Origin of the sequence: Catenulispora pinistramenti (genome assembly GCF_018274385.1) — a bacterium.
Classification (GTDB): Bacteria; Actinomycetota; Actinomycetes; order Streptomycetales; family Catenulisporaceae; genus Catenulispora; species Catenulispora pinistramenti.
Genome location: NZ_JAAFYZ010000108.1, coordinates 11,336 through 32,920, shown reverse-complemented (window position 1 = coordinate 32,920; position 21,585 = coordinate 11,336). Strand labels below are relative to the sequence as shown.

The window sequence follows — 21,585 nt, the reverse complement described above, 5'->3', positions numbered from 1 at the left end:
CCCGACACCCCGTTCCCCGACTTCCCCGCCAGCTGGCATTATCCCGCCGCCATCGAATGGCGCCCCGTCCACGGCAGCAGCGCCGACCCGGGCCCGGCCGCGATCTGGACCCGCGTCCGCGTCCCGCTGATCGACGGCGAGGTGCCCACGCCACTGCAACGCCTCGCGGTGGTCGCCGACTCGGCGAACGGCATCTCGAACGAGCTGCCGCTGGACCGCTTCCTGTTCGTACCGACGGCACTGCAACTGACGTTGCACCGGCACCCCGTCGGCGAGTGGATCCTGCTGGACGCCCGCACTTCGCTGGCCGGGGACGGGATCGGGGCCACGGTCGCGGAGCTGCATGATGCGAGTGGCGCTGTCGGGACCGGGGTCCAGCCGCTTCTGGTGCAGGCCCGAAAGGGGTGAGGTCGGGTTCTCTCACCCCGCCGAATGAGCCCGATCGCCCAACTCCGACCAGTCCGCCTCCGGCCCCAGCGGCACCAGCTGCGAAGGGTTGATCCAGGTGTGCGTCCGGAAGTAGTGCTGCTTGATCTGGTCGAAGTCCGTGGTGCTGCTGAACGCGGGGCGTTGGTAGAGGTCGCGGGCGTAGGCCCAGAGGTTCGGGTAGTCGGTGATGCGGCGGAGGTTGGCCTTGAAGTGGGTGGCGTAGACGGCGTCGAAGCGGACCAGGGTGACGAACAGGCGGATGTCGGAGACGGTCAGCTGGGCGCCGAAGAGGTAGCGGCGGGTGGCCAGGCGCTGCTCCATCTCATCGAGGGCTTCGAACAGCGCGCGCACCTCGCGTTCGTAAGCGTCCTGTGATGGGGCGAAGCCGCAGCGGTAGGGGCCGTTGTGGACGCGTTCGAACAGGAACTCGTTGAGTTCGTCGATCTCCGGGCGCAGGGGTTCGGGGTAGAGGTCGACGTCGTTGCGGGCCCAGCGGTCGAAGGAGGTGGCGATGTCGAGGTCCAGCGTGCGGAAGTCGTTGGTGGCGATCCGGTTTTCCTTGCGGTCCCACAGCGCCGGCGCGGATGCGTGCCCCGCGAAGTCGGGGTCGGAGGCCTCGTAGGCCTCGCGCAGCAGTGCGAAGCCGTTCACCTCGTCAAGGCCGTACCCCGGTCCCTCGCGGAAGGCCCAGCCGCGGCCGTCGCGCATCGGGTCCAGGACGGACACCGAGATCACGTCCTGGAGGCCCTTGAGCTCGCGGATGATCATGCTCCGCTGGCAGAAGGGGCACGGCTTGGCCGCGTAGAAGTGGTAGCGGCCGGGTTCGGCGTCGGCGGCGGTGACGCGGTGGGGGAAGGCGGGACCCGGGCGGCCCGTCGGCTTGGCGGCTGAAGCAGGGGGCTGAGTCGGCGGCGGCGGAGTCGGCGCCACAGCCGGCTTCGGAGCGCCGTAAGCACCATAAGTCTCAAAATCAACAGGGCTCGCAGCCCGTGGGGCGGTGGTCATATCGGATCCTGGTCCCTTCGCTCCCGTCCAATTCTCCACGCGCCCCGGCGACTACGCAGGATCACCGCGTCGGTGGGGTAGCCTCCCTCGCAGACAGCGAGAGCCGGGGGGCATGGCATGTGGCTGGACGTCTTCTTCGACGGCCTGGAACAACTCGTGGACAAGCTCCACGAACGCTGGCCCCACGCCACCTTCTGGACCATCCTCGCCCTCTGGTCGGCCGCGGCCGCGATCCCGACGCTCGGCGCGGCGCTGACCGGAGCGGGCTGGTTCAGCATCCTGGTTCCGCTCGCACCGCTGCTCGTCATAGCCCTGACCTACTGGCGCGGCGTGGAGTGGATCCCGACGCCGGCCTGGGTCGCCGCCCTGACCATGTGGGCGATCCTGCCCGGCGGCCTCACCTACGCCGGGACGACGACCGACGCGGCGCGCGCCGGTCTTGCCGCGTTCCTGTTCTGCTACGGCCAGCTCCTCGTCGCAATGCTGAAGGCGATCTGCGAGCGCCGCGGCTTCTCCGTCGATACGTCCTTCGCACAACTGCGCCTGATGCGACTGAAGCTGCTGGCCGCGGCCTTCCCGCTGATCCTGTCGTTCCGCGCCAATACAGACGGCCCGGTATCGGCGCAAGGCTGGCACGTGATCGCGGAGCCGGTCGTCTGCGCGCTGGTCCTGGTCGCCTGCGCCCTGCCCGGCCCGCGCACGGCGTTCGCGGCGGCGCTCGCCGTGGCCGTCGGCGCCTGGGCCCTGCTGGACCACAGCAACGCGCACGATCGCTGGGCCCTGATAGGCGAGAACGGGTGGCTGTGGCTGGCCGGTTGCTACCAGTGGTTCCGCGCCGCAAGGAAGGACTTCTGGAACCGCGACCATTCGCGGGCGGGCTACTGAGTTGCTGAGTCACCGGGTCACCGAGAAAACCAATTGCGGCCAACCGGCAGCAGCTGCTCGAATGATCGACCATGCCGCTGCCCACCCCCTCATTGCAGACCTCGCGCCTTCGACTGCGCGCCTTCGAAGACACGGACGCGAACGACCTCTTCGCCCTGCACAGCAACGCCCACGTGCTGCGCTACTGGGATTCGCCACCGTGGAGCGAACCCGCGCGCGCCGAGAAGTTCATCGCCACGTGTCGGCAGATGGCGCAGGAGGGCACCGGGGCGCGGGTGGTCGTGGAGCGCGTCTCCGACGGGGCGTTCATCGGCTGGTGCACCCTGGCCAGGTGGAATCCGGACTACCGCAGCGCCTCGCTGGGCTACTGCTACAGCGACACGGCATGGGGCCACGGCTACGCGACCGAGGCCGCGCACGCTCTCCTGCGGTGGGCCTTCGACACGCTGGACCTGAATCGCGTCCAGGCTGAGACCGACACGCGCAACGTGGCGTCCGCCCGCGTGTTGGAGAAGCTGGGCTTCCTGCGGGAAGGGACGCTGCGGGAGGACTGCACCGTCGACGGCGACGTCTCCGACTCGTGGGTCTACGGGCTGCTCAGGCGGGAGTGGCGGCCGTAGCCATCGGAGCGAGTCCGAGCTCTGCGATCGACGCCTCACCCCGAACCGCGTCCGGCCCGCCCGCCAGCACCAAGGTCCGCGCCGCCTGGTACCGGCAGCCGGCGGCATCGAACACACGCGCGGTGGCGAGCACCCGTTCCCGGTCGCCGTCGAGCAGTGCCTCGGCACGCTCCACCAACGCATCGGCAATCGGATTGCCCGCCACCGCTGCCCGCGCCTCGACCAGCCGATCGCGAGCATCGGGGCTCCCAGCCAGCACGGCTGCTTCGGCGCGCAGCGCCACGTACCAGTGCAGCCACGTCCAGGTGACCCACCGCCAGACCTCATCAGGCCCCGGTGTCACGCGCTCCAGCGCCTCCCGCGCCTGCCCGCGATGTAGGAGGACCAAGGCGTCGAAGACCGCACCGTAGCCATACGTCTCCCACGGCGAGCTGCCAAGCTGCCGCAGAACCGCATCCCACGCATGCCGTGCTTCCTGGTCCCCACGCAAGCCGTGGACCATCGCCACCCCGGCCGCCGCCGGGCCGAGGATCGACTTCGCGGGGCTGCCAGACCTCTGCCACGCCTCAAGGAACCGGTCGCTGACGGCCAGGACCTCCGCGACGTCACCCGCCAGCGCGTCGGCGGCCAGCAGACCGGCCGTGGCCCGGTGCCCGACCTCGGCCAGCAGCGGATGGTCGGCGAGCTGCCGGGCCCAGCGTTTGGCCGCGGCGAGGTCTCCGGTTCCGACCGTGGCCTCGGTGGCCTCGCCGAGTGCTTCGATCAGTTCAAGCGTTGCGGCGGGCGTGTCGGTGTGCGGCACGGACTCCAGCAGCGCGAGGCGTCGCAGCGCGGTCGCCGTGGCCGCGAACGCTTCGCCGGCCCAGCTCTGCGCACCGGCGAGGGTGTCGAGCGCGGCCGACTCGGCGAGCGGATCACCGGTACGCCGGGCAAGGTCGACCGCCTTCTCAGCACACGCGATCGTCGCCGCGATCATCGCACTCGCATCAGAACGCGAACTCGAATCCGAACTCTGACTCGAACTGGGATACGAACTGGAATACGGACTGGAATCCGGATGCGAATCCGAATCCGGACCTGACTGCTGCTGCCGTTGCTCGACAGCGAAGGACTCGGTCAGCATCCGCCCGGCCTCAGCCAGCGCCACTGCCGCTGCGGCAGCCGGATCGCCGCCGGCCAACTGCTGCGCCTCGGCGATGAGCGACGCCGCTTCCTCCGGCGGCAGAGCCCTGACGAACTTGCTGGCGAACCGGTACGCGTCGCTGGCGGCGGTCGCGAGATCGCGTGCGGCTCCGCCGTCGTCGCCGGAGCGCCGCGCGGCGTCCGCGGCTTCGAGCCGCAACCGGTGCAGGTCATCGCCGCGCATCCGACACCCGGCCACAGCCGCAGCCTGACGCAGCATCGCGGCGGCCTGCGCCGGGTCGTCAGCGAGACCGGCCGCCTGCTCATAGCGGCGCTGGGACTCGCCGATCAGCTGCCGGGTGAATGTCGTGATCGCCAAATCCTGCGCGAGCCGGTAGGCGTCCGCGCGCTGTTCAGCGTCCTCGGCCGCCCACGCCAAAGCAGCACGCAGATCGTCGGCCACGGCATCGAACCGGGCCCGCCAATCCGGCCCGCCGCCCTTGGCGAGCTCGGCGGCGCGCGCCAGGCACCAGCGGAGGTGCCGAAGGCGTACCTCGGCCAGCTCGTCGGCGGCGGTGAGCCGTTCCATCCCGTAGCGGCGGATCGTCTCCGGCGCGCGGTAGGTGGTGCCCCCGCCGGACACCGTCACCGTCACACCCACCGTCAGCAGGCTCTGCTCGGCCAGCCGCGCCAGGCCGTCGGCGACGACGCCGATCTCGGCGCCGGTCACCTCGGCCGCGGACGTCACAGCGAACGGCGCCACGAACAGCGACACCCGGCGCAGCAGCATCTGATCGGACGGTTCCAGCAGCGCGTGGCTCCAGTCCAACGCCGCGCGCACCGAGCGGTGCCGGTCGTCGGCCCGTGAGCCGCCGGCCAGCATCCGCAGCGGATCGGCCAGCGCGGCGGTGATGCCGTCCAGCCCGAGCGTGGGCAGGCGGGCCGCCGCCAACTCGATCGCCAACGCCATCCCGTCGAGCCGCCCGCACACCTCGGCGACGCGCTCGCGCTGCGCGGGATCCGGCACCCAGCCGACCGCCGCCGCGCGGCTGGCGAACAGCGCGACCGCGTCCGACTCGCCGCCGCCGGCCAGCGAGAACGGCGGGACCTGGTAGACCCGCTCGAACGGGACCATCAGCCGGGCGCGGCTGGTCGCCAGCACGGTCAGCCGAGGGCACGCGCCGAGAAGCCGTTCCAGGAACGGCGCCACGCCGTCCCGGACCTGCTCGCAGTTGTCCAGGACCAGCAGCGCGCGCCGGTCGTCGAGCGTCGCGGCCACCGACTCCGGCAGAGCGCGGCCGGGCTGTTCGCCGACGCCGAGCGCCCCGGCGACTGTGGCCCCGACCAGGCCGGGCTCGGTCACCTGGACCAGGTCTACGAACCAGACGCCGTCGGTGAACTCCTCGGCGACGCGCTCGGCGACGGCGAGCGCCAGCCGGGTCTTGCCCACGCCGCCGGGGCCGACCGCCACCACCTGCCGGTGGGCGCGGATCAGGTCGGCCAGCTCGGCGCACTCCCGGGTGCGGCCCACGAAGGGGGTCAGCGGCTGCGGCAGGGCCGGTGTCGGTACTGGCGCTGGGGCTGGGGCTGGGGCCGAGGTTGTGGGCGCCGCGGTGGCCGTGGCGGTAGCCGTAGACGTGGCTGTGGCTGTGGCTGTGGCTGTGGCAGCCGTGGCAGCGGCCGATTCGGCTTCGGCGGCGGCGCGCGCGATCCCGGCCGCGCGCTGCGCCAAGGCCCGCCGGTCCGTGGCCTGGAGCTTGCGCAGGAGTGAGGAGACGTGGCTCTCGACCGTACGTACCGAGATGAACAGCCGCGTCGAGATCTCCGCATTGCTCAGGTGCTCCCCGAGCAGGGACAACACCTCAGCCTCCCGGGCCGAAACCTCCGCTGCGGTGTCCACGGACCCATTGAACCGTACCGGGATCAGTGGTGGCTCAGTGGTGAGCACGGATGGCACCGAACCCGCCGGCCACGAAGCTGGAGGCACAGCCGCCGCACCCGGACGGACGACCTTAGGAGCGAGCATGACCGACCCCACCACGCTGGGCATCAAGACCGTACTGCACCCCGTCGCCGACCTGGAGCGGGCCAAGGCGGTCTACACCGCGCTGCTCGGCACGGAGCCGCAGACCGAGGGGCCGTACTACGTCGGGTTCGACGTCGCCGGCCAGCACATCGGGCTGGTCCCCGGCGGCGGGCCGCAGGGCATGACCTCGCCGGTGGCGTACTGGCACGTGACCGACATCGAGGCCCGGCTGGCCGCGGTGACCGCCGCCGGCGCCACCGTCCGCGAGCCCGTCCGCGAGGTCGGCGCCGGGCGCCTGGTGGCCACCTTCACCGATGCCGACGGCAACGTACTCGGCCTGATTCAGGACCAGTGATTCTCATGACGGCCCAACAAGCGCAACGGACACAGCAGACACAGCGAGCACTGCGAACCCACCAAGGAGCACCCGAAATGTCCACCCCCACCATCGACTCCGTCATCCTCGAAGCCCCGGACGCCACGGCCACCGAGTCCTTCTACACGACCGCGTTCGGCCTCGGCGACCGGCTGCGCGTGCGCACATCGCAGGCCCCGACCACCGGCTTCCGCGGCTACGTGCTCTCGCTCGTGGTGGCCCAGCCGGGCAACGTCGACGCGCTGTTCAACGCCGCGCTCGACAGCGGCGCCACCATCATCAAGCCGGCCAAGAAGAGCTTCTGGGGGTACGGCGGCGTGCTCCAGGCCCCGGACGGGGCGATCTGGAAGATCGCGACGTCCGAGAAGAAGGACAGCAAGCCGGTCACGCGGGACATCGACTCCGTCGTGGTGCTGCTGGGCGTCGAGGACGTCAAGGCCACCAAGCAGTTCTACGTCGGGCAGGGGCTGGGCGTCGCGAAGAGCTTCGGCAGCAAGTACGTCGAGTTCGAAACCGGATCCTCGGCCGTCAAGCTGGCGCTCTACACCCGCCGCGCCGCGGCGAAGGACGCGGGCGTGGCGCCGGAGGGGACCGGGGCGCGCCGCTTCGCGATCAGTACCTCCGGGCCGGAGTTCACGGACCCGGACGGGCTCGCCTGGGAAGCCTCACACATCCACGCCTGATCGGGATTCTGCCTTCATCGGCGATCCGGCCCTGGCCTGCTGGCGAGGGTCGGATCGCGGGCTACCCGGCTCATGCCGCATGGCCCGTGACTGATGCCGCGGTGCTGGCGACCGTCGCCGACGCGTCGTTGGAGTGGCGGCGGACCCTGGTGCGGATGGTCGGGGCGGCGCGGCGGTCGGACCTCGCCGATCGGCTGGCCGAATCCTATCGGGACTCGCTCGGGGAGGCGGACACCGCGCGGCTGCTGCCGCTGTGTACCGCCGAGGTCGCCGAGCGGTTGCTGCCCGAGCTGGCCCACGAGCTGACCGGCTGGAGCCGGCTGGGCGTCCGGCATCCCGCGTTGATGCTGGAGTACGCGCGGCGCGAGCTGGCGGCGACGCCGGCCGGGTCGCGCGCCGGCGGGTGGGCGATCTTCGGCGCGGGTCTGGTGGCCGCCGCCGAGGAGCGCCCCGGCCAGGTGCTGGACCTCCTGGAGGAATTCCCGCTCCCGCAAGGGATTCCGGACGCCTTCCTACGTCGGATCCGAGTGCTGGCGCGCGCCGACGAAGACCGCACGCTGCGCCTGCTCACCGTGGCCGACGGCGGCCTGGCGAACCGCTGGTGGTATCTGTCGCGCACCACGCGCAGGCGGCTGGCCAGGTCGGGACGGCCGGAGATCGTGGTGATCGGCCGCACCCTCCAGCACGACGCGGCGGCGTTCGCTGATCTGTTGGGTGGCCTGCCGCCGAGCGCGCGGGCCGAGTTCTACGACGCCGTCACCGCCGACCGGGAGAAGGGCACGGCGATCCTCGCCCCGGCCGTTCTGGACGCGCTGCCCCGCCGGCATCGGCACGCCGAAGCCCGCCGGATGCTCGTGCTGCCCTCGTTCACCGACCGCCCCGGGCAGCGGCTGGTCTACATCGCCCGGCTGCCGTGGGACGAGGCGCGGGCCGAGCTGCGGGCCGCGGTGCGCCGCGCCGACGCGCAGGAGCGCGCGGACGCGTATCCGCTGCTGGTGGCCTGCGCCGCCGCCGAGGACCATGCGCCGGCCGTCACCGCGCTGGTCACCGAGGAGCTCGGGCGGCTGCGCAACGAGCAGGATCCGGTACGCCGGGCCGCGTTGGCGGCGCTCGCGGCGGTTCCGGCCCGGCTGTTCCAGGACGTTCCGGCGATGTCCGACACCCTGCTGAGCCTGGTCACCTACGCGCTCGAGGCCCGCGACTGCGGCTGGGGCACCCGCGCGGCGTTGCAGCAGCTGGCGTGCCGGATCCTGGCTCATCAGGCCACGGACGGCAGTGGCGCGGCCGAAGAGGCGGGCAGCTCCAGCTCTGGTACCGGCACCGGTGACCTCCTCGCCTGGTCCCTGCTCGCCTTCGAGCACCTGGCCGGCGCGACCAGCGCCTTCCACCTCGGCCAGCTCGACCAGAACCTGCGGCGCGGCCAGGAACTCGCCGTCTACCGGACCATGCGGCCGTGGATCGAGCGCGGCATCGAGCGCGCCGATCACCGCCTGGTGCTGGCGCTGGCCCAGTCCCTCGGCCGCCGGGCCTGGCGCATCCCGGAGTTGCAGGACGCGATCGCGCACGCGATCTGGCATGGCACCAGCTCCACCGCGCGCTCGGCGATCGACCTGTGGCTGGCCGACCCGGCGTGCCGCGATGTCCGGGTCGGACGCCTCGCGGCCTGGGATCCGAGCGTGGCCGCGCTGTGGCGGGTCGCCGGCGTGCCGTCAATGCGCCGCACCGACCTGCTGGACCCGTACGTGTCCGGCGAGCGGGCGATCAAGGGCAGGTTCATCGCCCAGAGCGACGCCACCTGGGTGGGGCAGTTCCGGCCGTCGCACCACTGGCTCCCGCGCCAGCTGGCCGCCTACGCCCGGCAGCTCGCGAAAGTCGCGGCGGACCGGGGAGCCAAGACCCACGTGCGGACCGGCGCGATCAGCGTGCTGGGCACCATCTCCGGCGAGGGCCAGCGTGAAGTGCGGCGCTACCTCGACTCCTCCGAGATCCCGCTGGCCGAGGCAGCGCTGCAATCGCTCGCCTCCAGCGACGACCCGGCGGCCACGCTGCCGATCCTGCTCGCCCACGCCGACGGCGACCGCGCCCGGGTCGCCGTCTACGCCGCGGCCCACGCCGCCCGCTTCGCCCGGCCCTCGGCCGCCGCCCCGGTCCTGACCGAGGTCGCCCTGTCGCCGACCGCGAAGGTCACCAGCCGCAAGGAAGCCCTGCGGATCGCCGCGGGCCTGGAGATCCCCGGCCTGGTCGACCTTCTCCAGGCAGTGTGGCGCGTGCCGGGGCAGCACCGCGACGTCAAAGCAGCGGTGATCTCGCGCCTGACCGACCGGCTGGACGACGAGCGCGTGCCCGCGCTGCTGCGCGAAGCGGTCGGCGAGGACCCGGCAATCGCTCTCCAACTGCTGCGGACGCGTCCACACCAGCTCCCTGACCGACACCGCCACGTCTACGGCGACCTCATCGCAGCAGCCTGCGACGCCCGGGACCCGAAGGTCTCCAGCCAGGCGCTCGCGGTCGCGCCGCGCTGGCACCGGTGGAGCGACGCCGTGGCGACCGTGGTCTGCACAGCGATGACCGACCTCGACCGGCTCGGCGACCGGGCCACCCCGCCGTCGGCGCTGTTCGCGCTGCTGGCCGAAGGGATGCCGGTGTCCCGGTACCGGGCGGTGCTGGAGGCTCTGCTCGCCGGCGACGCCCGGGACGGCCAAGACGGCGCACCGCACCGCCGACACGACGCCGCGCGGCACAACCACCAACACGACGCCGCGCAGCACACCCACCAGCACGACGCCGCGCAGCACACCCACCAAGACAATGCGCAGCACAACCGCGTCGACGGCCGCGACCGGCCAGCCCGCCGTCGACTGGTGCAGATCGCACAGGCCGCGGCCGAGGTGCGCGGGCCGAATCCGGTCGAGCGCCGCGCGATCCGCAGCCTCACCGCGCAGACGTTGGCCGAGCACCCCGGCTACGCACGGCTGGCGGCGACGTTGGCCGCGAGCGCCGTGGATCTGGACGCCGAGGTCGAGCAAGTAGCCGGGGAACTGTTGGAGCTCGCCGCCGAACTGGCCGGACGACCCGATGCTGCGGTGCGGGCCGGCGAGCATCTGGTCGCGATGGTGGCGATCGGCGAGCCGTGGGACCCGGCCGCGGTGCTCGCGGCGGTCGACGCGCTGGCCGCGCGTGAGGAGTCGGCGGCCGGGCTGATCGCGACGCGGCTGGCCGGCATCGCCGGTGCCCGGTTGGACTGGCCGCAGGGGTATCGGTCGGTGGTCGGGGCGTTGCGGCGACACTCGGATCCGATCGTGGTGGAGGAGGCGCTGGACCTGGACATAGGTGCGGCTAGGGTCTAGGGACAGCGATCTAGGAACAGCAAGCCCCAGCACAGATCACCAGTGGAGAATCGCCGTGTCCCGTGTCCTGCTCACCGGTTTCGAGCCCTTCGGTGGCGACGAACTCAACTCCTCTTGGGAGGCGGTCCGTCTGGTCGGGCAGGAACCGCCGGCCGGCCTGGAGTTGAGCGTGGTGCGGCTCGACTGCGTCTTCGGCCGCGCGCTGGAGCAGCTGGCGGCCGCGATCCGCGAGACCGATCCGGACGTGGTGGTCTGTGTAGGGCAGGCGAGCGGGCGGCTGGACGTCACGGTCGAGCGCGTCGCGATCAACCTCGACGAGGCGCGCATCCCCGACAACGCCGGGGTGTCGCGGCACGGCACCCCGGTCGTCGCCGACGGGCCGACGGCGTACTTCTCGGCGCTGCCGGTGAAGGCGTGTGTGGCGGCGGTGCGTGCTGCCGGGGTGCCGGCGTCGTTGTCGTATACGGCCGGGACTTTCGTGTGCAACCACGTGTTCTACGGGCTCATGCACTGCATCGCGACCGAGCGGCCGGGGACGCGTGGCGGGTTCGTCCACGTTCCCGCGTTGCCGGATCTTCCGGCCGTGACGGTCGCTGACGGGCTGCGCGCCTTGCTGACCACTGCGGTGCGAACGCGGGAAGACATCGCCATGCCCGCCGGCGAGACGCACTGAGCCAGCGCGACGCTCACGGCTGGCGCGGCGGTCAAGACTGGCGCGGCGGCCCGGATGCCTGGACGATCGCGAACGCTTCGGTGATCGACGCGGCGATGTGGGTCGGCGGCGTGCTTCCCGCCGGCAGCGGGTCGCCTTGGGAGATCCAGATGGTCCGCAGGCCGACCGCCGCTCCCCCGGCGACGTCCTTGTCCAGCCGATCGCCGACCATCCAGCCGCCCGGCCCCAGCTCCACACCGAGTTCGTCCGCCGCGATCTCGAAGATCCGCCGATCCGGCTTGCGATGCCCGGCCGCCTCGGAGTCGACGACCGCGTCCAGGTGGGGCCGCAGCCCGACGCTGTCCACCTTGGCCTGCTGCACGAGGGTGGATCCGTTGGTGACGACGCCGAGCCGCCACCCGGCCGCGCGCAGCTCGGCCAGTCCGCGTCGCACCCGCTGTTCCAGGACGAACTTGCCCGGATACACGGCGGCGACGTGTGCCATCAACTCCTCGTCCGGCGCCGTCATCCCGTAGCGCGCACGGGCGTCCGCGACGAACCCCGGCCAGTTGGCGGCGCCGTCCACCAGGGCGAACACGTCGGAAGCCGCGTCCTCGATCCCTGAGACGTACTCGGCGGCGAAATCCACGGCCCACGCGCGCAGGGCCGCCTTGGCGTCCACGAGAGTGTCGTCGAGATCGAAGAGGGCGTAACTCATGCGGTGATCATACGGAGGTCATAAGGTCGTCGAAATGCCGAGCAGAGCCACGCTGGATATCGTGGTCCTCTCGCCTACCGCCGAGGAGCCGACATGACCGTACCCGCCGATGCCCCGGCCCCGGCCCTGGCCGACCGCCTGGCGATCGTCGACACCGCCGTCGCCTACGCGACGGCGCTCGACACCCGGGACTGGCCCATGTTCGAGTCCTTGTTCACTCCGGACGCCGTGTGGGAGTACCTGGCCGGCGGCGAGCGCCACGTCGGGCCGGATCAGATCGCCGGCCGGATCCGGCCGACCATCGACCACCTCGACGGCACCCAGCACGTGATGACCAACCACGTGGTCACCCTCGACGGCGACACCGCCCGGCACACCTGTTACTACCTGGCGCAGCACCTCAAGGACGGCAAGCGGTTCCTGGCCGCCGGCCGCTACGAGGACGAGCTGCGCCGGGTCGAGGGCCGGTGGCTCATCGCGGGCCGGGTGTTGATCGGCACGTGGGCCGAGGGCGATCCGGGGATCCTGCAGCCGGCACCGTGACGGTGCGGCCAGTGGCGAGCAGGCCGCGACCGTGCGGCCGGTCGCGAACCCTGCTCGCGGCCTCAGCCGTTCATCGCCTCCTGGCTGATCTGCTCGAACTCGGCACCCATGGCCTCGGCGAGCGCCTGGGCACCGGACAGCGGGCGGACCATGACCATGAAGTCGTCGATCCGGCCGTCGTCGTCGAAGTGCAGGAAGTCGCAGCCGGTGACCTGCTTGCCGTGCACGGTCGCGGTGAAGACCAGGGCGTGGTCGCGGCCGTCCGCGCCGGCGATCTCGCGGACGTAGCGGAAGTCCTCGAAGACCCGCAGGACGCCGCGCAGGATCGCCGCGGTGATCGCCTTGCCGGGGTAGGGCTTGAACGCGACGGGGCTGGTGAACACGACGTCGTCGGCGAGCATCGCCTCGATCGCGGCCGTGTCGCGCGCTTCCACCGCTTGCCGGAACGGGTGCATCAGACTCCTGCTCGGGGCTGACTGAGCTACTGCTCAGTATGGTTGGGGCCGGACCCACGATAGCCGGTGGTCCGGCGCGCGGCGGCGGCGAGGCATCGCTGGCATCGCCGCGTCAGGGGTCGGTCGTCAGGGCCAGTCGTCAGGGAACCAGAACGACCTTGCCCAGGTTGCTGCGGGACTCGATGATCTGGTGCGCGCGGGCCGCTTCGGCGAGCGGGAGCTGCGCGTGGACGCGGGGGCGGAGGGTGCCGGAGCGGTAGTCGGCCCAGAGTTCGTCGCGCCAGCGGGCGTAGAGCTCGGGCTTGCCGCGGGCGATGGCCGCCATCTGGAAGCCGATCGCCGAGGCCCCGCGAGCCAGGAGTTCGTAGGCGTCGATCATGCCGCCGCCGGAACTGAAGGCGACCAGGCGACCGGCCTGGCGCAGGGCGCGGACCGCGGGGGCGAGGAGATCGCCGCCGACGCCGTCCAGGACGACGTCCACCGGTTCGCCCCAGGACTGGGCGTCGTAGAGCACGACTTCGTCCGCGCCTGCCTCCCTGGCGAAGTCGGCCTTGTGCGCGCTGCTGACGGCTGCGACGACGCGCTCGGCGCCGCGCGCTTTGGCGTACTGCACGAGGAGCGAACCGATCGCGCTCGCCGCGGCCGTCACCAGCACCGAATCGCTTTTGCCGACCGATCCCGCCTCATAGACGCCGCGCGCGACCAGCCCGCTGCGGACCAGCGCCACGGCCTGGACCGCGCTCACGTCGTCGGGGATGGGAGAGGCCATCGCCTGGTGGACGATCGCCAGGTCGGCGTAGCCATGGCCGAAGCACAGGCCGGTGACGCGATCGCCCGGCGCGAAGCCTTCGGCGCCCTGAACCCCTTCGCCCACGACGCCTTCACCCACGCCGACGACCGTCCCGGCCACCTCACCACCGAGCGGCACCGGCGCATCGCCCTCGCGCACTTTGCGCACCATCGGCAGCGTGACCCCGATCGCCTCGGCCCGCACCAGCAGCTCACCGGGTCCCGGCTCCGGAACCGGGACCTGCTCCAGGAACAGCACCTCCGGGCCGCCGCTGACCTCATACCTGACACGGCGCATGGCCGCACCTCCCCGCCAACTCATTGGGATTTCCAATGACTTTCACTGTAGCCACACTTCATTGGGATGTCCAATGAACTGACGCTAGACTGCCCACCATGGCCCGCACCCAGCCACGCCCCCTCGACCGCATCCAGGCCCTCCCGAGCTGGCTCACCGGCCGCGTCGCCGCCCGCGGCCGAGCCCGCCTCACCGAGGCGATCGCCAAGGAGGACCTGAACCTCGCCCACCTGGCGGTCCTGGCCGCCGCCGTCCAAGACGCGCCGCTGGCGCAGGCGGACCTGGTGCGACGCCTGACGATCGACGCCAAGGACATGGTGCTGCTGATCAACCACCTGGAACACCTCGGTCACGTGGTCCGCGACCCCGACCCGCGCGACCGGCGCAAGAACGTGATCCGGGTGACGCCGCAGGGCTCGGCCGCGCTCAACCGCTGCTTGAAGGAAGCCGAGCGGGTGAACGCGGAACTGCTGGCGCCGCTGGAGGACGGGGAGCGGCGGCAGCTTCTTGAGTTGCTCGGGCGGGTGCTGGATGAATGAGCGAGAGCACGCCTAGCTCCTAGCATCTGGCACCTGGCACCTGGCACCTGGCACCTGGCACCTGGCACCTGGCACCTGGCCACACCATCAGCATTCTGTGAAACTCTCCGCATGCAGATCGCCGTCATCGGAGCGGGTATCGCCGGCCTGGCCGCGACCAAGGTCCTCACCGTCGTGGGCCACGGCGTCACGGCCTTCGACACCGAACCGGACCTCGGCGGCGTGTGGAGCCCCACCCGCCACTACCCGGGCCTGACCACGCAGAACACCCGGATGACCTACGAGTACTCGGACCACCCCGCACCCGCCTCCTGGCCCGACTACCCGAGCGCCCAGCAGTGGCACTCCTACCTGCGCGGCTATGTGGACCGCTTCGGCTTCGGCGCGAGCCTGCGCCTGGGCACCGGCGTCAGCCGCGCCGAGCCCACGCCCGAGGGCTGGGACCTGCACCTGGACTCCGGCGAACGCTTCCAGGCCGAACAGCTGGTCGTCGCCAACGGCGTCTTCTCCCAACCGCTGGTCCCCGACTGGCCCGGCCGGGCCGGGCACGCCGAGGCCGGCGGCGTGGTCAAGGCCCCGTCGCAGCAGCTCACCCTGGACGACGCGCGCGACAAGTACGTCGTGGTGGTCGGCTACGGCAAGTCGGCGTGCGACACCGCGATGGCCCTGTCGGCGGTCGCGGCGTCGGTGATCGTGGTGCCGCGCCGATTGTTGTGGAAGGGCTCGAAAGTCCTGCTGGGCAAGCACTTCGAGGACGTGGCGATCACCCGCCTCGGCGAACGGCTGTTCGCCAACCCCCGCCGCTTCGGGCCGGTGTTCAGGGTTCTGAGTCGTGCGACGGTCAAGCAGCAGGGGCTAGCCGCCCTGGGTCTGGTCCCGCCCGGCCGCTTCGACGACATCATCGCCGGTACCGCGAGCCTGGCCACCGACGGCTTCTTCGACATGGTGCGGGCCGGTGAGATCGCGGTCCGCCGCGACTGCTCCATCGCCGAGCTGCGCGGCGCGCGCGCCGATAGCGGCACCGGCATACCGGAGGCCGTGCTGGACGACGGCACCGTACTCCGCGCCGACCTGATCGTCGCCGCCACCGGCTTCGAACAGAGTGTGCCGTTCCTCGGCCCGTCGCTCACCGTGCAGAACGCCGACGGCGAGTTCGAACTCTTTCGCAATACCCTGCCGATCTCAGTCCCCAACCTCACCTTCGCCGGCTACAACGCGTCCCTCACCAGCTCCCTGAGCGCCGAAGTCGGCGCGGTCTGGATCGCGGCGCACCTGGCCGGCGCCCTGAACCTGCCCTCGCCCTCGGCCCGACAAGCGACGATCTCCAGAGACCTGGCAGCCCGCAAGGCCCGAACCCGCGGCAAGCACGCCAGCGGCACCGTCGTCCTCCCCTACTCGCTCGGCACCATCGACGCCATGCTGAGCGATCTGCACGCGGTCCTGCCCCTACGAACGCGGACAGCGCAATGGACCCGACGCTCGTACTCGACCGATTTCCGGGACCCGCTCGCGGCGGCGGTAAGGGCCCTGACCTAGCAGCGGCATGGACGGGTCCGCAGAAATCGGGGCCCAAAGCCGCGTAATGATTCGCCACTTCGGCCGTCTCTTATTGTATGGCCGATACAACGATGACCCCCTCGGCGGACCCCAAGGCACCCCACTACATGGTCCGCCTGGCCTTCCGCGCCCGCCCCGACACCGTCTCCCACCTCGGCTACCTCTTCCCCGCCGCCTACTTCGGCAGCGGCGAGCACGCCGAACGCTTCGGCATGTGCCTGTGGGCCACCCGCCACCGCAACGTCGTGGCCCTGCACGTCTACCCCCCCGGTCAGCGGCCGCACCCTGGCCCCCGACGGCTGGTCCATCGCCGAGCCGATCCACGTGGACTGCGGCACCGTCCCCCGCCGCGTGCCCGCGATCGTGGTGGCACCCGGCGGGACGATGTGGTTGCAGGAGGCTTCGCATCGGGTGAGCGAACCCGTCAACGGCCCTGAACAGCGGGCCCATACCTGATTTTCTCCGCTCGGCGCTATAGATCATGGTTCGGCGACGATCACGGCCGCTCCGTAGAGGTCCTTGGCCTGCCGCTCGGCGATACTGCCGTCCGTCCGAACATGGATCGCGGGGATACCGCTGGCCTGCGCCCCCCGCACGTCGGCGGTCCAGCTGTCGCCGATCATCCAGACACGCCGTGGGTGCCCGGCCGCCTCGAGCGCGAGCCGGAAGGCTTCCGGATGTGGTTTCTCATAGCCGGTGACAGCCGAGTTGACCACAGTCGAGAAACGCTCGCGAAGCCCCAACGCCGCCAGCAGCCCATCCAGCTCCGGGACATGGTTGGACACCAGAACGTGGCTCCACCCGTCGCCGGACAAAGCACCGAGCACTGGGAGCGTGTCGTCGAACAGACGCCAATACGTTGGATCGGGGTAGATCTCGCGAACCGCCCTGGCCGCCAGGTCGGCGGTGTCGGGCTGGACACCGCGCCGCTTCAGAGCAGCGGACAGGATGCCAGCCAGGTGCGCCCACCACAGGTCGGGGGTGTTCAGGCAGGGGTGGCCGATCTGGTGCTCATGCCAGGGGAAGCCCGCCGACAGTTGCCCGGCGATGTCCGACCGCTCCAAGTCATGGCCGTCAGCGACCTCATCGAGCGCCTGCATCAACGCACCCGACCACATCCCCGGACGTTCGCCCAACGTCCCGTCAAAGTCCCACAGCAGAACCCCGACCGTACTCATGCCCCACCGTCCCAAGGTTGCTCGTCAGTCCGACCACGTCGACATCCCCACCATCCTTGAGCGGCACGCCTACCGGGCCCGCCGCGCCACCCGCGCCCGGACCGCCGCGCCGCGCACCCACCCGAGGCCCGCGTGCCGCAGCAGCTGGAGCAGCTCCTCGATCGCGGCGTCAGTCTGCTGCGACGGCGGTCGCGCCGTGAACGCCGCCAGGTATGGCGCCACGCCCTCGTCCCAGTCCGCAGGTTCGCGGGCGTCGAGGTTCCAGTCCGTCTCCCACAGGCGCATGACGCCGTCGTCGTGGGCGGCCAGCACGAAGCGGGCGTCGGGGGTCAGGGCCAGGTCGTTGACCGGGTTGCCGTGGCCTTTGACGGAGCGGACGCAGGTGCCGGTCGTCAGGTCCCAGATGCGCAGCGCGCCGCCTTCGTCGCCGGAGAGGGCGAAGCGGCCGTCGGTGGTGAAGCGCAAGGCCTTGGCGACGGCGGGGAGGCGGTCGGTGGTGCCCAGGTTCGCGCCGGTCCTGGTGTCCCACAGCCGGATGTGGCGGTCGTCGTAGGCGCCGCTGCTCAGGGCGAAGCGGCCGTCGGCGCTCAGGCACACCGCCGCGACCGGGTCGGTGTGGCCGGTGAGGACGTGGCGGCATTCGCCGGTGGCGGTGTCCCAGAGCCGGACCGCCAGATCGGCGCCGGCCGAGGCGGCGTGGCGGCCGTCGGCGCTGAGGAAGACGGTGCGCAGGTCGTTCCGGTGGCCGCTCATCGCGCGCACGCAGGTGCTCGAAGCGATGTCCCACAGCCGGACCGTGTCGTCGGCCGCGCCGATCAGCACCAGTCGGCCGTCGGGGGTGAAGTGCGCCGTCCGGGCGCCGTTGTCGCGGATCCGGTCGGGCTGCTTCTGCCAGCCGCCGAAGCCGGGGACGCTGTCGGCGCTCCCCGAGGCGTCCATGCCCAACCGCGCGCCGGTCTGGACCGACCACTGTTCCACCGCGCCGGTCCGGCTCACGGCCAGGACGCGCTCGCCGTCCGCGCTCAGCCCGACCGAGAACACCGGCGCCGTGAGGTCTTCCATGACCCGGAGGCACTGCCCGGATGCCAGATCCCACAGCCGAACCGTCTTGTCCTGGCCCCCGGACGCCGCCAAGCGACCGTCACCGCTGATCGCCACCGTGTTGACGGCGTATTCGTGCCCGGCGTATTCGTGCCCAGACATGGTCCGCACCGGCCACACGCCACGCAGGCCCGAGCGCATCGCCCGCGAACCCAGCGAACGCCAAGCCGCCGTGACCCCCGGTGCCCGTTCATAGCCGGGTAGTGCGCGAGCCTGGCTCAACAGTTCCAACGCCGCCGGATAGCGCGAGTCGGCGATCGCCTCCTCAGCCGAGGCGACCAGCCGTTCGACGGTGCCGCGCAGCCGGTCCAACTCCGAGTGCTCGCGGGGCCGACTCAGCTGCACCGGCGCGGTATAGGCGCCGGGCAGCACCCACCTACGCGCGCTGTTGTCCTCGCTCACCGACACCGCATGCGTGGCCGTCGCGTCGAACCGCACGGCGCACACCCTGGCCGTGTGCTCGCGGAAGGTCCGAAGACAGCGCCCGCCGGCCACCTCCCACACCCTGATGTCACGAGAGTCGCAGGAGATCAGGTGCCGGTTGTCGAGGCTGAACTCAATCTGCCCGCCGAAGCGCGCATGGCCCTTCAGAACGCTGATACGGCGACCGGCCTCCAGATCCCAGACCGCGAGCGTCGGCTCCTTGTAGCCGGCCAGGGCGGCGAGCCGGCCGTCGCGGCTGAAGCGCATCGCGTTCCCGGACCTGTCGCCCCGCTTAAGACTGAGCAGGCAGCGTCCCGTCTCCAGGTCCCACAACCGCGTCGTGCCGTCGTCCCGGCCGCTGGTGAGCGCGCGGCGGCCGTCGGCGCTCAGCTCGACAGGCGTGGTGCCGCCATGGCCGCCGAAGGTCCAGCGGTGCGCTCCGGTGCGCGGATCCCATACCTTGACCTCGCCGCCGGAAACCGACGCGATCAGAACGCGCGCGTCCACGCTCAGGCGGACGGACCAGGCGGCGCGTTCGTCCTCGGCGAAGGTACGCAGGCAGGCTCCGGTGGCCAGATCCCAGAACCGGATCCCGGTGTCCGAACTGCACGTGGCGGCGAACGCTCCGTCCGGGGTCACATCGATGTCGTGGCCGCGTGCGTCGAGGGTGCGCAGGCACTGCCCGCTCGGGATGTCGTAGAGCCGCACGGAGTCGTCGACGTTGCCGATCAGGACCCGGCCGAGGCCTTCGGTCAGGCGGGCCGTGAGGATCGGCGGGTGCCAGCCGGGCTTGGTCCAGTACCACGGCACCTCCCAGCGCTGGACGGACTTGGCGTCCGGCAGCCGACCGGAGGTGAGGACCGCGAGAGCATCGGCGACCCCGTCCCGGCCGGTCTGCTCCCGCTCGATGCCGTCCAGCAGCCGGCGCGCCGCGTCGAGGTCGCCGTGTTCCAGGTGGACGCGGGCCAGCTGAAGCCGCGCGGTCCAGGGGTTTCCGGTGTCCGAGGCGACGGCCTCGATCTCGGCGAGGAGTTCCTCGTCGGTCAGGGCCCCGCGCCGCCAGCGCAGCAGGCCCAGGTTGTAGACGGCCGCGACGTGCTGCGGATCGACGGCGTGCGCGTCGGCGAACGTCTGCTCGGCCTCGGCGGTCCGGCCCAGGTCCAAAAGAGACAGTGCCCTGTTATTCAGTTCGTCGGCGCGGAGTTCCGCGACTCGCGGGACGGGTCGCGCGTACTCGGTTCCCGTCACCCGCCGATAGACGCCGGTCAGCTCATCGGCGACGACGGCCATCGACGCAGGACGCTGCGACGGATCCGCTTCCAGACAGCGTGCCAGCAGATCAGCGAGATCAGGCGGAAGGGCCGGCAAGCGATCGTCGCCCACCCCGTCAGTGCGGACCGCGGCCAACGCCTCCCCGGCGGCCGGGCCGAACATCCACACGACCCCGCCGGTGAACATCTCCAGCACGCAGGCCCCGAAGCTGAACACGTCGGTACGGCGCCCCAACGGACGCCCCTCGGTCTGCTCGGGCGAGGCGTAGGCGCGGGTCAGGCCGCCGCTGGGAACCAGGACACTGACATCTGCCGGCGTGGTGGCCGCATCGGCGGCGGGGGTCGGCGTAGCGGACGCACGGGCCCTGGCCAGCCCGAAGTCGGTGACCTTCGCGGTCACCTCGCCGTCCGGGCCGACCGCGATGAGGACGTTGGCGGGCTTCACATCCTGGTGCACCAGACCGCGCTCGTGCGCGTGGTGCAGGCCCCAGGCCGTCTGGATCGCCAGGTCGAGGATCCGGGCCGTGGCCCGGTCCGGACCGCCCGACGCGCCCGGACCGCCCGGACCGCCCGGCGAGCCCCCGCCCGCGTACAGCCGGCCGTCATCGATCCACTCCCGCAGGCTGCCGCCCTCGACGTATTCCGCGAAGACCCGCGGAATACCACCCAGGACCCTGACATAGTGGCAGCCGCAGATGTTCGGATGCAGGCCCAGCGACACCCAGGTCTCGGCCTCGGCGACGAACCGCTCCTGGTCGGCGGCCGAGGCGAACAACTCCGGACGCGGGCACTTGACCGCCAGGTCGGTGTCCCAGCCCAGGTGCCGGACCCGGTAGACCAGGCCCATGCCGCCGCGTTCGTGGATCCGGGTGACCCGGTACTGGCCGGCGACCACGTCCCCGACCTGCCACAGCGCCGGGACCCGGCTGTCGCTCTCAGGCACCGGCGCCATAGAAGTCGGGGAGCGCGGCGAAGGAGGGGTTGACCGCCGCACTCGCCGCGAAGCCGCGCGCCCAGGCCCGGGCCCGGGACAGCGGGTGGTCGGGGTACTGCTGGTCGAACGCGGGGTCGTCGGCGCGCAGAAACGGCAGCTGCGACTTCAGCCGCGGGTCGTACGGGTGGTCCAGGTAGAAGCCGTCGACGCCCAGCTTGGCGGCGAGCGTCGCCTCGCGCACCCCGGTGACCCCGAGCTCCTCGGCCATCATCGTGACGTAGAACGAGGCGTCCTGCTTGGCGAACATGAACTGCACCATGAACACGAGCCCGTGCTCCCGGTTCGGGATCTTCGTCTTGGCCAGCTGGTACGCGGCGTCGGCGGCCTCCGGCCCGGTCCCGACCCGCACCCGGTCGGCCTCGATGAGGCAGCCCATCTCGGCGTACTCGCGGGCCAGTTCGCGCCGCAGCGCGGGCAGGTCGTCCAGCCACACCGGCTCGGTCAGCCGCCCGTTGTCGCCGGAGACGCTGATGTAGTCGCCGGTTCGGGGATGCTGCCAGGTGCCGTCGCCGGAAGGCTGGAAGCCGCTGGTGTCGAAGGTGATAAGCATGCCGCCGACAGTAACCGGGCCGCC

The 21,585-nt window shown here is 71.6% G+C and carries 19 protein-coding genes; 11 read left to right on the top strand and 8 right to left on the bottom strand.

Going from position 1 to position 21,585, the window contains the following annotated elements:
• A partial coding sequence (locus KGQ19_RS27445) for a thioesterase family protein (RefSeq protein ID WP_212013763.1) occupies window positions 1-408 on the top strand: 408 nt, incomplete at its 5' end.
• Window positions 409-420: 12 nt separating this feature from the next.
• On the opposite strand, the gene KGQ19_RS27440 is transcribed toward KGQ19_RS27445, so the two are convergent.
• A complete protein-coding gene (locus tag KGQ19_RS27440) occupies window positions 421-1,359 on the bottom strand; it encodes a glutathione S-transferase family protein (protein ID WP_212013762.1) in 939 nt (312 codons plus the stop codon).
• A gap of 192 nt (window positions 1,360-1,551) precedes the next feature.
• Here KGQ19_RS27440 and KGQ19_RS27435 point away from each other — a divergent pair, with 192 nt between their 5' ends.
• A complete protein-coding gene (locus KGQ19_RS27435; protein WP_212013760.1) occupies window positions 1,552-2,319 on the top strand; it encodes a hypothetical protein in 768 nt (255 codons plus the stop codon).
• 71 nt (window positions 2,320-2,390) lie between these two features.
• Window positions 2,391-2,939, top strand: coding sequence for a GNAT family N-acetyltransferase (locus KGQ19_RS27430; RefSeq protein ID WP_212013758.1), 549 nt, complete (start codon window positions 2,391-2,393; stop codon window positions 2,937-2,939).
• On the opposite strand, the gene KGQ19_RS27425 is transcribed toward KGQ19_RS27430, so the two are convergent.
• Window positions 2,917-5,961, bottom strand: a complete 3,045-nt coding sequence (locus tag KGQ19_RS27425; protein ID WP_212013756.1) for an ATP-binding protein — start codon at window positions 5,959-5,961, stop codon at window positions 2,917-2,919. The two genes, KGQ19_RS27430 and KGQ19_RS27425, sit on opposite strands and share 23 nt — an antisense overlap.
• Before the next feature lie 124 nt (window positions 5,962-6,085).
• On the opposite strand from KGQ19_RS27425, the gene KGQ19_RS27420 reads away from it, so the two are divergent.
• From KGQ19_RS27420 to pcp, 4 genes are all read left to right on the top strand, one after another.
• Window positions 6,086-6,442 (top strand): VOC family protein, encoded by a 357-nt coding sequence (locus tag KGQ19_RS27420; RefSeq protein WP_212013754.1) that lies wholly within the window; start codon window positions 6,086-6,088, stop codon window positions 6,440-6,442.
• Window positions 6,443-6,519: 77 nt separating this feature from the next.
• The gene (locus KGQ19_RS27415; RefSeq protein ID WP_212013752.1) at window positions 6,520-7,146 is read left to right on the top strand and encodes a VOC family protein; all 627 of its coding nucleotides are present in this window, start codon (window positions 6,520-6,522) and stop codon (window positions 7,144-7,146) included.
• 86 nt (window positions 7,147-7,232) lie between these two features.
• Window positions 7,233-10,493, top strand: coding sequence for a hypothetical protein (locus KGQ19_RS27410; RefSeq protein ID WP_212013750.1), 3,261 nt, complete (start codon window positions 7,233-7,235; stop codon window positions 10,491-10,493).
• Between the two features lie 55 nt (window positions 10,494-10,548).
• On the top strand, window positions 10,549-11,166 hold the full coding sequence (gene pcp, locus KGQ19_RS27405) for a pyroglutamyl-peptidase I (RefSeq protein WP_212013748.1): 618 nt from the start codon (window positions 10,549-10,551) through the stop codon (window positions 11,164-11,166).
• 31 nt (window positions 11,167-11,197) lie between these two features.
• Here pcp and KGQ19_RS27400 read toward each other — a convergent pair whose 3' ends face one another.
• On the bottom strand, window positions 11,198-11,863 hold the full coding sequence (locus KGQ19_RS27400; RefSeq protein WP_212013746.1) for an HAD family hydrolase: 666 nt from the start codon (window positions 11,861-11,863) through the stop codon (window positions 11,198-11,200).
• Between the two features lie 93 nt (window positions 11,864-11,956).
• Here KGQ19_RS27400 and KGQ19_RS27395 point away from each other — a divergent pair, with 93 nt between their 5' ends.
• Window positions 11,957-12,406 carry a nuclear transport factor 2 family protein gene (locus tag KGQ19_RS27395; protein WP_212013744.1) on the top strand — a complete coding sequence of 150 codons (450 nt, stop codon included), beginning with the start codon at window positions 11,957-11,959 and terminating at the stop codon, window positions 12,404-12,406.
• A gap of 62 nt (window positions 12,407-12,468) precedes the next feature.
• On the opposite strand, the gene KGQ19_RS27390 is transcribed toward KGQ19_RS27395, so the two are convergent.
• Both KGQ19_RS27390 and KGQ19_RS27385 read right to left on the bottom strand, forming a co-directional pair.
• Window positions 12,469-12,861: a nuclear transport factor 2 family protein gene (locus KGQ19_RS27390; RefSeq protein ID WP_212013742.1), complete on the bottom strand. Its 393-nt coding sequence runs from the start codon at window positions 12,859-12,861 to the stop codon at window positions 12,469-12,471.
• 139 nt (window positions 12,862-13,000) lie between these two features.
• Window positions 13,001-13,948 (bottom strand): quinone oxidoreductase family protein, encoded by a 948-nt coding sequence (locus KGQ19_RS27385; protein WP_212013740.1) that lies wholly within the window; start codon window positions 13,946-13,948, stop codon window positions 13,001-13,003.
• 98 nt (window positions 13,949-14,046) lie between these two features.
• On the opposite strand from KGQ19_RS27385, the gene KGQ19_RS27380 reads away from it, so the two are divergent.
• From KGQ19_RS27380 to KGQ19_RS27370, 3 genes are all read left to right on the top strand, one after another.
• Window positions 14,047-14,487, top strand: a complete 441-nt coding sequence (locus KGQ19_RS27380) for a MarR family winged helix-turn-helix transcriptional regulator (protein ID WP_212013732.1) — start codon at window positions 14,047-14,049, stop codon at window positions 14,485-14,487.
• A gap of 111 nt (window positions 14,488-14,598) precedes the next feature.
• Window positions 14,599-16,023, top strand: coding sequence for a flavin-containing monooxygenase (locus KGQ19_RS27375; protein WP_212013730.1), 1,425 nt, complete (start codon window positions 14,599-14,601; stop codon window positions 16,021-16,023).
• A 77-nt stretch (window positions 16,024-16,100) separates the two neighbouring features.
• On the top strand, window positions 16,101-16,481 hold the full coding sequence (locus KGQ19_RS27370; protein ID WP_212013728.1) for a hypothetical protein: 381 nt from the start codon (window positions 16,101-16,103) through the stop codon (window positions 16,479-16,481).
• A 42-nt stretch (window positions 16,482-16,523) separates the two neighbouring features.
• Here KGQ19_RS27370 and KGQ19_RS27365 read toward each other — a convergent pair whose 3' ends face one another.
• The 3 genes from KGQ19_RS27365 to KGQ19_RS27355 all read right to left on the bottom strand — a co-directional run bounded on the left by KGQ19_RS27365 (window position 16,524) and on the right by KGQ19_RS27355 (window position 21,561).
• Window positions 16,524-17,222 carry an HAD family hydrolase gene (locus KGQ19_RS27365; protein ID WP_268907975.1) on the bottom strand — a complete coding sequence of 233 codons (699 nt, stop codon included), beginning with the start codon at window positions 17,220-17,222 and terminating at the stop codon, window positions 16,524-16,526.
• A gap of 69 nt (window positions 17,223-17,291) precedes the next feature.
• On the bottom strand, window positions 17,292-20,960 hold the full coding sequence (locus KGQ19_RS27360; protein WP_212013724.1) for a WD40 repeat domain-containing serine/threonine protein kinase: 3,669 nt from the start codon (window positions 20,958-20,960) through the stop codon (window positions 17,292-17,294).
• Window positions 20,953-21,561 carry a hypothetical protein gene (locus KGQ19_RS27355; RefSeq protein WP_212013714.1) on the bottom strand — a complete coding sequence of 203 codons (609 nt, stop codon included), beginning with the start codon at window positions 21,559-21,561 and terminating at the stop codon, window positions 20,953-20,955. Before KGQ19_RS27355 ends, KGQ19_RS27360 begins: the two co-directional genes overlap by 8 nt.
• Window positions 21,562-21,585: the final 24 nt, after the last annotated feature.